Below are 8290 nucleotides of genomic sequence, written 5' to 3'. Positions count from 1 at the left end.
GTCGTCGGCCATGAACATGGCGATGGTGGTGCTGAAGACCGGCCTGATCATCTTGGTCATCATCGCTGGCTGGCAGTACGTCGACCCGGGCAACTGGCAGCCCTTCATTCCGGCCAATGAAGGCCCGGGCAAGTTCGGCTGGGACGGCGTGCTGCGGGGCGCGGCGATGGTGTTCTTCGCCTACATCGGCTTCGAGGCGGTGTCGGTGGCGGCCCAGGAATCGCATCGCCCGCAGAAGGACCTGCCCGTCGGCATGCTGGCCTCGCTGGCGATCTGCACGGTGCTCTACATCGCCATGGCCGCGGTGATGACCGGCCTGGTGCCCTATACCGCGCTGGGTACCGCCGAGCCGGTGGTCACCGCGGTGGCCGCCCATCCGGAACTGGGCTGGCTGCGGGTGACGGTGGAGATCGGTGCGCTGATCGGCCTGTCGTCGGTGGTGCTGGTGATGATCATCGGCCAGCCGCGCATCTTCATGATCATGGGCCGCGACGGCCTGCTGCCACCGGTGTTCACCAAGATCCATCCGGAATACCGCACGCCGCACATCAACACGGTCATCACCGGCGTGGGCATCGCCCTGCTGGCGGCACTGTTCCCGCTCGACATCCTGGGCGAACTGACCTCGATGGGCACCCTGATCGCGTTCGCCTCGGTCTGCGTGGGCGTACTGGTGCTGCGCCGCACGCAGCCGGACCTGCCGCGTCCGTTCCGCATCCCCGCGGCCTGGCTGGTCTGCTCGCTGGGCGTGCTGAGCTGCATGGCGCTGCTGTCGGCGATGACGGCGCACAACTGGATGCTGATGGGCGTCTGGACCGCGGTCGGCTTCCTGATCTATTTCCTGTACGGCTACCGCCACAGCCGGTTGCGCACGCCGCGCTGAACCGGTTCCGGAGACCGGACATGGAAAAGGCGCGGGTGACCGCGCCTTTTCGCTTTCCGTGAACCGGACGTATCAGGGCTTCTTGGCCCAGGCGCTGCACCAGCCCTTCGCGGCGACCGAGTTCTTCGGGAACAGCGTGCACGGGCCATAGGCCTGGCCCGCCGGCGCCTTGAAGAAGTTGCAGTTGGCGCAGTGATCGCCCGCCTTGTGCTTGGGATGCTTCACGGTGGCGGCGTTCTCGCTGTAGGCCAGCGCCTTGGCGGTGGGATTGTTGGCGTCCAGCTTGGGGAGGGCGGCAGGCGCAGCGGCCTCGGCACGCACCGCGTGCCAGGCCAGCGGGGCCACGGCGGCGGCGGTCAGGGTGGTGGTCAGGAAACGGCGGCGGGAGGCATCGTGGCTCATCTGGCTGGGCACCTGCGGGAAGGAGGCTGCAGTGTCGCGCTTCCAACCCGCCGACCGCATTGAGCAGGATCAATCGGTCGGGCCGCCGGACGGGTTCCGTTAGAATGCGCGGCATGAACGCCCTGCCCTACGACGCCGACCAGCTGCGCGACCGCGCGCAGTCCATCATTTCCAACGTGCGCGAACTGTCGCAGCTGGGCTGGACCCCGGCCACCAGCAGCAACTTCTCGCAGCGGCTGGACGAACGGCATGCGGCCATCACCGTTTCCGGGCGCGACAAGGGCCGGCTGGTGGAGGCGGACATCATGGTGGTGGACTTCGAGGGCAAGGCCGTGGGCAGCGACCATCGCCCCTCGGCGGAAACCCTGCTGCACACCCAGCTCTATCGGCGTTACCCCGAGATCGGCTGCGTGCTGCACACGCACTCGCTGGTGCAGACGGTGGCCTCGCGCCTGTTCGCCGGCGCCGGCCATGTCCGGCTGGAGGGCTTCGAACTGCTGAAGGCCTTCCACGGCAATCACACCCACGAGATGGCCATCGACGTGCCGGTGTTCGCCAACACCCAGGACATGCCGACCCTGGCCGCGCAGGTCGACGCGCTGCTGGACCGGCAGCCGCTGTGGGGCTACCTGATCGACGGCCACGGTCTGTACGCATGGGGCCGCACCATGGCCGAGGCGCGCCGGCATCTGGAAGCCTTCGAATTCCTGTTCGGGGCCGAACTGGAACTGCGCAAGCTCGGCTGCCGCGGCTGATAACCGCCGGTTATCCCCGCGCTGCCTTTCCGCCACAGGGCGTCCGGGCCGGGTTTGCTACCCTAACGTTCCCCCCGCCGCCTCACGCCATTGCCATGAGCCGCCTGCGCATCTTCAAGGAATCCGATCCGGCCACCCCGGAGTTCGCCAGCTACGACCCCGACTTCATCGCCACCGAGCTGAAGAAGATCGGCGTGACCTTCGAACGCTGGAAGGCGAACAAGCCGATCGAGCCCGGCGCCTCGCCGGAAGAAGTGATGGACGCCTACCGCGCCGACATCGACCGTCTGGTGGCCGAGCGCGGCTTCAAGACCGTCGACGTGGTCAGCATCGCGCCGGACAACCCGCAGCGCGAGGCGATGCGCGCCAAGTTCCTCGACGAGCACTACCACAAGGAAGACGAGGTGCGCTTCTTCGTGGCGGGGTCGGGCCTGTTCACGCTGCACGTGGATGGCAGGGTCTACGAGATCGAGTGCGTGCAGGACGACCTGATCGCCGTGCCGGACGGCGCGCTGCACTGGTTCGACATGGGCCCGGAGCCCCGCTTCGTCGCCATCCGCTTCTTCACCGAGCCGGATGGCTGGGTGGGCCACTTCACCGGCACCACCATCGCCCAGCAGTTCCCGCGCTACGACGGTCTGACCGACGGGCATTGATCGATCCTGCCGCCCGGGGCCTGCCCGGCGGCACGACCCCATCCAGAACAAGAGCAGCGGAGCGCGCTCCGCTCTACCGTGACCGTGAACATCGCCATGCCCGTTTCCGCCATCCTGACCGACATCGAAGGCACCACCAGCAGCATCTCGTTCGTGAAGGACGTGCTGTTCCCGTACGCGCGGCGCGCCCTGCCCGGCTTCGTGCGCGACCACCGCGACGACCCGGAGGTCCGCCGCTGGCTGGACGTGGTGGCCACCGAGCACGGCAGCATCTGCAGCGACGACGTCATCGTGGAGACGTTGCAGGGCTGGATCGACCAGGACCGCAAGCACACGGCGCTGAAGGCGCTGCAGGGGATGATCTGGCAGGCGGGCTACCGCGATGCCGACTTCACCGCCCACATCTATCCCGACGCGGCGCCCGCGCTGCGCGACTGGCACGCGCGCGGCTATCCGCTGTACGTGTACTCGTCCGGCTCGGTGCCGGCGCAGAAGCTGTTCTTCGGTCATAGCGACGCCGGCGACCTGACGCCGCTGTTTTCCGACTGGTTCGACACCGAAGTCGGCGGCAAGCGCGAAGCCGACAGCTACCGCGTGATCGCCGGCCGCATCGGCGTGCCGGCCAATGCCATCCTGTTCCTGTCCGACGTGGTGGAAGAACTGGATGCCGCGCGCGAAGCCGGCCTGCAGACGCGCCTGATCGACCGCCTGGACGACTACCCTCAGCCCCGCGAGGGCGAGGCCGCGCACGGGCATGCGCGCGTGGCGTCGTTCGCCGACATCGCCCTGCCCGACTGAATCCGAACCATGGCGTCGCAACGCACGGCTACGCTGACGGGGCTGGCCGCCATCCTGCTGTGGGCCTCGCTGGCGGTACTGACGACCGCGACCGGCAACCTGCCCCCGTTCCAGGTGCTTGCGGTCAGTTTCGGCATCGCGGCGCTGCTGGGGCTGGCGCGCGCGGTACTGCGCGGCGCCGCGGGTTGGCGTGAGCTGCGCCAACCCGGCGCGGCGCTGGYGCTGTCCACGCTGGCGTTGTTCGGCTACCACGCGCTCTACTTCATCGCGCTCAAGCGCGCGCCGGCGGTGGAGGCGAACCTGCTCAATTACCTGTGGCCGCTGCTGATCGTGGTCTTCGCCGGTCTGGTCGGCGGCGTGACGGTGCGTGCCGGGCAGTGGGCAGGCACGCTGCTCGGCCTGGTGGCCGCGGCGCTGCTGGTGACCCGCGGGCATGGCCTGCAGGTCGACCGTGCGCACGTGCCGGGCTACCTCGCCGCACTGGGTGCCGCGGTGATCTGGGCCGCGTATTCCGTGTTCAACCGCCGCTTCGCCGACGTCCCCACCGCCGCCATCACCGTGGCCTGCGCGGGCGTCTCGGTCCTGGGCGCTGCGGTCCATCTGCTGTTCGAACGCACGGTCGCGCCCGGTGCCACCCAATGGCTGGTTCTCGCCGTGATGGGTGCCGGCCCCGTAGGCGCCGCGTTCTGGCTCTGGGACCACGGCACCAAGCGCGGCGACATTGCCCTGCTGGGCAGCCTCTCCTATCTCGCGCCCTTGCTGTCGACGTTGCTGTTGGTCATCTCGGGTCGCGCGGAGCCGCATGGGATCCAGGCCGTCGCGATCGCGATGCTGTTGGCCGGCGCGTGGCTCAGTGTGCGATCCAGCCGCGCCGCCCGCTGAGATCTATTCGAGAGCGATTCGCGTTTCTACACGCATCGTGCGGATTGCCTAGACTGCGCGCCACGTCGCCCGCCCGCCTTCGCCAGCCAGCCACGTCAACCTCGCCCGCCCGCCTTCGCTCGCCCGCCAGGTTCCAGGACGCCTCCTTCGGGAGGCGTTTCCGTTTCAGGCCCCGTGGATCTTCTCGCCCCGCGCGAGCATGGCCACCAGCTTTTCCACGCGTGCCTGCCGGGTCTCCGGCTTCACCGCTGTCTGCACGCGCCAGCACACCGCGTACCGGTTGGTCTTGTCGAGCGTGTCGAAGAAGGCCTTGGCCTTTCGGTTCTTCGCCAGGGCCTTGGCGAGTTCCGCCGGCACCTCCATCGACTTCGCACCGTCGTAGGCCGCGTCCCAGCGACCATTGGCCCGGGCGGCCTCGACCTCGCGCAGGCCTGCGGGCCGCATGCGACCCGCCGCGAGCACGCTTTCGATCCGGGCGACGTTGATCTTCGACCACGTGCTGCGTGCACGCCGCGGCGTGAAGCGCTGCAGGAAGCACTGCGCGTCGTACCCCTTCTTCTGTCCGTCGATCCAGCCATGGYACAGTGCCACGTCCAGTGCCTCGCTGTAGCTCACCGACGCGACGCCCGAGTCCTTCTTGGCGATCTTCAGCCACACGCCCGTGGATCCCGGATGCTCCTCCAGCCAGCGTTCCCACGCCGCAGCATCCATGAAGTGCTCGATGGGAAGTTCCATCGCAGCCATGATCAGGGCTCCGCAACCTGCAGGCGGTAGGAGGTGCGAGCCGATCGCTCGCCCTGCCACCGGTCGAAGGCGCGCACCTCGACCGCATGCTCGCCCTCGGCCAGGTCGGTGGGCAGCGCGCCACGCCACAGGTGCTGGGACGCCTCCGCTTCGGGCGAGCGGTCGTAGCCACGCAGCGCATCGGCCGTGTCGTCGCGCATGTTCTCCACCAGCAGCCTGGGGTCGGGCTGCTCCACGCGCTTCATCGGTTTCCATTCGCCACCGTCGATGCGGTACTCCACGCGCGTCTCCGCATCGCCCATGTAGACATTGGCGAACACGCCCCACGCCGGATACGCCCCCTTCCGCAGCACGCGCGGCGCGTGCAGGCCGATGCCGCTGCCGTCTGCATCGCGCGCCGGATGCCACGACAGCGCGTAGGCGCCGCCGGCGTCCACGCGCAACCGCGCATAGCCATTCGGCGTGCCATCGGCCATCGTCGTGTCGGGAATGCCCTCGGCATCCTTGATGCCCGACCAGTAGGCGCCGCAGGCCGCGCCGACGTTGTACTCATGCAGCGGCCGCATCCCGTGCCAGCCGGTGGATGCGTCGTGGTACCAGTGGCGCTGGGTGTGGGTGTGCCCGCTGAGCAGCAGCACATGCGGGAAGTCCTCCAGCATGGCGAACAGGCGCTCGCGGTCCTGCGGACGGAAGCCGCGCGCGCCGGGTTCGTAGAACGGGATGTGCACGCCGATCACCAGCAGGCGATCCTTCCGCACCGTGGGCAGGTACGCCTGCAGGAAGGCGAACTGGTCCTCCCGCAGCCCGCCGAAGTACGCAGGCGTACCGCCCGGCTGATAGATCACGTCGTCCAGGCCGATGAAGGTCGCCGCCTCTTCTTCCCACGCGAACGTGTCCGGTCCCAGGTGATGGCGGAACGTGCGCAGCGAATCCTCATCGCCGGCGGCATCGAAATCGAGGTCATGGTTGCCCGGGATGAACAGCCAGGGTACCTGCAGGCTCATCGTCGTGCGCAGGATCTGCGGGTACAGCGACAGGTCGTCGTTGGTGACGTCGCCCAGGGTCAGGCCCAGCACGGCATCGTGCTTCCCAACCAGCGGCTGTACGATGTCGCGCCAGTAGTAGTCCACGTCCTTCACCGAAGACGTCTGGCTGTCGGCGAACAGCAGTACGTCGAGTGCGCCGTCCTTCGCCGCAGCCCTTGGACGCAGCCCGAAGTGCGTGCAATCGGGCTGGCGCTGTGGTATGCCGCCGTACTTCAGCGCAGGCCCGGCGTGGTACTGCAGGTTGCGCCAGCGGGCCGGCAGGCCGTCGGGGCGCACCGCCAGATCGTAGCCGGCCGGCTTGATGATGAAGAGCGTGCGGCCGTCGATGTAATCGAGGCTGTACTCGCCCCGCGCGTCCGTCACCGCAATCTCGATGCCGTTGGACACCTTGATGCCCGGGAGGCCCGGCTCCCCTGCCTCGCGGGTCCCGTTGCCGTTGCGGTCCTCGTACACCTGTCCCCAACTGCACGGCGGCGGCAGCGCATGGGCGGGGACCGTCAGCAACGCCAGGACGAGGACAATCAACGAAGCGCGCATGGCGACTCCAGCCGGAAGGACCGGAGGATTATGGCGCAGGGCCAGTGCACTTGTAGGAGCGCCCTCGGGCGCGATGCTTTGTTTTCAGCAGCAGCGAAGAGCATCGCGCCCGAGGCCGCCCCTACAGTCGGTGGGGATGCGTCATCGGGGGGCGTGCCGCTCCCGCAGCACATCGACGGCATCGGCCAGCGACAAGCCGCGTGCGCGCAACAGCACGGTCAGGTGGTAAAGCAGGTCCGCACTCTCGCCGAGCAGCGCGGTTTCGTCCTGGGCGACGGCGGCCAGGGCGGTTTCCACGCCCTCTTCGCCCACCTTCTGGGCGACGCGGCGCACACCGGCCTCGAACAGCCGCGTGGTGTAGCTGTCCGCCGGCCGTTCGCGCTCGCGCTGCGCAACGAGGGCATCCAGTTCCGACAGGAATGCCGACGGTGCCGACGGGAAGCAACTGGCGCGCTGCAGGTGGCAGGTCGGGCCGTGCGGATGCGCGAGGACGAGCAACGTGTCGTCGTCGCAATCGGCCTCGACCGACACCAGTTCCAGCACGTGGCCGGAGCTCTCTCCCTTGGTCCACAGCCGCTGCTTGCTGCGACTGAAGAAGGTCACGCGCCCGCCGGAGAGTGTGGCCTGCAGCGCTTCGCGGTTCATGTAGCCCAGCATCAGTACCCGCAGCGTCGCGGCGTCCTGCACGATGACGGGCAGCAGGCCGTCCCCCTTGTCCCAGTCGAGACGGGTGGCGTCGAACGCCGGTCGCCGGTTGTCAGTCGCCACGTCTCACCTCGATGCCTTGCTGCGCCARTGCCTGCTTCAGTGCCGGAATGCGGATGTGCCCGCTGTGGAAGACACTGGCTGCCAGCGCGCCATCCACATCCGCCTGCTGGAACACGTCGGTGAAATGCGCCACCTCGCCCGCGCCGCCCGAGGCGACCAGCGGCACTTCGCAGATGGCGCGTACCGCGCGCAGCTGCACCAGGTCGTAACCCCGCCGCACGCCGTCCTGGTCCATGCAGTTCAGCACGATTTCGCCGGCGCCCAGGCGCTGCGCCTGCACGACCCAGTCCAGCGTCCTCAGTCCGGCACCCTGCATCTTCGAGGGGTCGCCGGTATAGCGGCGCACACGCCATTCGCCATCGGCTTCCAGGATGGAATCCACGCCGACCACGACGCACTGTACGCCGAAGGCCTGCGCCAGCTCGCCGATCAGCTCCGGACGCTCCAGCGCGGGCGTGTTGACCGACACCTTGTCGGCCCCGCTGTACAGCACGCGACGGGCGGTCTGAACGTCGCGGATGCCGCCCGCCACGCAGAACGGAATATCCAGCAGTCGCGAAACACGCTCGATCCAGGCGTAGTCCACCGAACGGCCTTCCGGACTGGCGCTGATGTCGTAGAACACCAGTTCGTCGGCCCCTTCGTCGCGGTAGCGCAGCGCAAGGTCGGCGATATCGCCCATGTCGACGTGGTCGCGGAACTTCACGCCCTTGACCACGCGGCCTTCGCGCACGTCCAGGCAGGGAATGATGCGCCGGCTCAGCATGCCAGCGCTTCCGGCAGCGTGAAGCGACCTTCGAGCAGCGCGCGGCCCAGCAC

General features: G+C 68.5%; 10 protein-coding genes. 5 read left to right on the top strand and 5 right to left on the bottom strand.

The features are described from left to right. Positions 1 to 883 (top strand): APC family permease (locus tag AC04L7_RS07730; protein WP_475512778.1); only part of this gene is annotated, 883 nt, incomplete at its 5' end. Positions 884 to 955: 72 nt separating this feature from the next. Here AC04L7_RS07730 and AC04L7_RS07725 read toward each other — a convergent pair. Beyond that, positions 956 to 1285 carry a high-potential iron-sulfur protein gene (locus tag AC04L7_RS07725; protein WP_162109598.1) on the bottom strand — a complete coding sequence of 110 codons (330 nt, stop codon included), beginning with the start codon at positions 1283 to 1285 and terminating at the stop codon, positions 956 to 958. A 113-nt stretch (positions 1286 to 1398) separates the two neighbouring features. Here AC04L7_RS07725 and AC04L7_RS07720 point away from each other — a divergent pair, with 113 nt between their 5' ends. The 4 genes from AC04L7_RS07720 to yddG all read left to right on the top strand — a co-directional run bounded on the left by AC04L7_RS07720 (position 1399) and on the right by yddG (position 4376). Further along, entirely contained in the window at positions 1399 to 2040 is a 642-nt protein-coding gene (locus tag AC04L7_RS07720; protein WP_435998029.1) for a methylthioribulose 1-phosphate dehydratase, read from the top strand. 95 nt (positions 2041 to 2135) lie between these two features. After that, entirely contained in the window at positions 2136 to 2696 is a 561-nt protein-coding gene (locus AC04L7_RS07715; RefSeq protein ID WP_185895895.1) for a 1,2-dihydroxy-3-keto-5-methylthiopentene dioxygenase, read from the top strand. A 96-nt stretch (positions 2697 to 2792) separates the two neighbouring features. Continuing rightward, positions 2793 to 3494, top strand: a complete 702-nt coding sequence (gene mtnC, locus AC04L7_RS07710; RefSeq protein ID WP_271250053.1) for an acireductone synthase — start codon at positions 2793 to 2795, stop codon at positions 3492 to 3494. A gap of 9 nt (positions 3495 to 3503) precedes the next feature. Beyond that, positions 3504 to 4376, top strand: a complete 873-nt coding sequence (gene yddG, locus AC04L7_RS07705) for an aromatic amino acid exporter YddG (protein ID WP_475512777.1) — start codon at positions 3504 to 3506, stop codon at positions 4374 to 4376. A gap of 165 nt (positions 4377 to 4541) precedes the next feature. On the opposite strand, the gene AC04L7_RS07700 is transcribed toward yddG, so the two are convergent. The 4 genes from AC04L7_RS07700 to hisF all read right to left on the bottom strand — a co-directional run bounded on the left by AC04L7_RS07700 (position 4542) and on the right by hisF (position 8237). Continuing rightward, entirely contained in the window at positions 4542 to 5111 is a 570-nt protein-coding gene (locus AC04L7_RS07700) for a YdeI/OmpD-associated family protein (RefSeq protein ID WP_475512776.1), read from the bottom strand. Between the two features lie 11 nt (positions 5112 to 5122). Then, positions 5123 to 6703, bottom strand: a complete 1581-nt coding sequence (locus tag AC04L7_RS07695) for a calcineurin-like phosphoesterase C-terminal domain-containing protein (protein WP_435998022.1) — start codon at positions 6701 to 6703, stop codon at positions 5123 to 5125. A gap of 141 nt (positions 6704 to 6844) precedes the next feature. Beyond that, positions 6845 to 7471 carry a bifunctional phosphoribosyl-AMP cyclohydrolase/phosphoribosyl-ATP diphosphatase HisIE gene (gene hisIE / locus AC04L7_RS07690; protein ID WP_187572311.1) on the bottom strand — a complete coding sequence of 209 codons (627 nt, stop codon included), beginning with the start codon at positions 7469 to 7471 and terminating at the stop codon, positions 6845 to 6847. Continuing rightward, positions 7461 to 8237 carry an imidazole glycerol phosphate synthase subunit HisF gene (gene hisF / locus AC04L7_RS07685; RefSeq protein ID WP_435998019.1) on the bottom strand — a complete coding sequence of 259 codons (777 nt, stop codon included), beginning with the start codon at positions 8235 to 8237 and terminating at the stop codon, positions 7461 to 7463. The genes hisIE and hisF overlap by 11 nt, the downstream gene beginning before the upstream one ends. Positions 8238 to 8290: the final 53 nt, after the last annotated feature.

The sequence above is a fragment of the Pseudoxanthomonas sp. LjRoot204_2 genome, assembly GCF_056175765.1.
This window is presented reverse-complemented; position numbering and strand designations above follow the sequence as displayed.

What these genes read in the sequence shown, in the direction of transcription:
- AC04L7_RS07725 (WP_162109598.1), bottom strand. Translation starts at nt 1,285, where the DNA reads ATGAGCCACGATGCCTCCCGCCGCCGTTTCCTGACCACCACCCTGACC.
- AC04L7_RS07720 (WP_435998029.1), top strand. Translation starts at nt 1,399, where the DNA reads ATGAACGCCCTGCCCTACGACGCCGACCAGCTGCGCGACCGCGCGCAG.
- AC04L7_RS07715 (WP_185895895.1), top strand. Translation starts at nt 2,136, where the DNA reads ATGAGCCGCCTGCGCATCTTCAAGGAATCCGATCCGGCCACCCCGGAG.
- mtnC (WP_271250053.1), top strand. Translation starts at nt 2,793, where the DNA reads ATGCCCGTTTCCGCCATCCTGACCGACATCGAAGGCACCACCAGCAGC.
- AC04L7_RS07695 (WP_435998022.1), bottom strand. Translation starts at nt 6,703, where the DNA reads ATGCGCGCTTCGTTGATTGTCCTCGTCCTGGCGTTGCTGACGGTCCCC.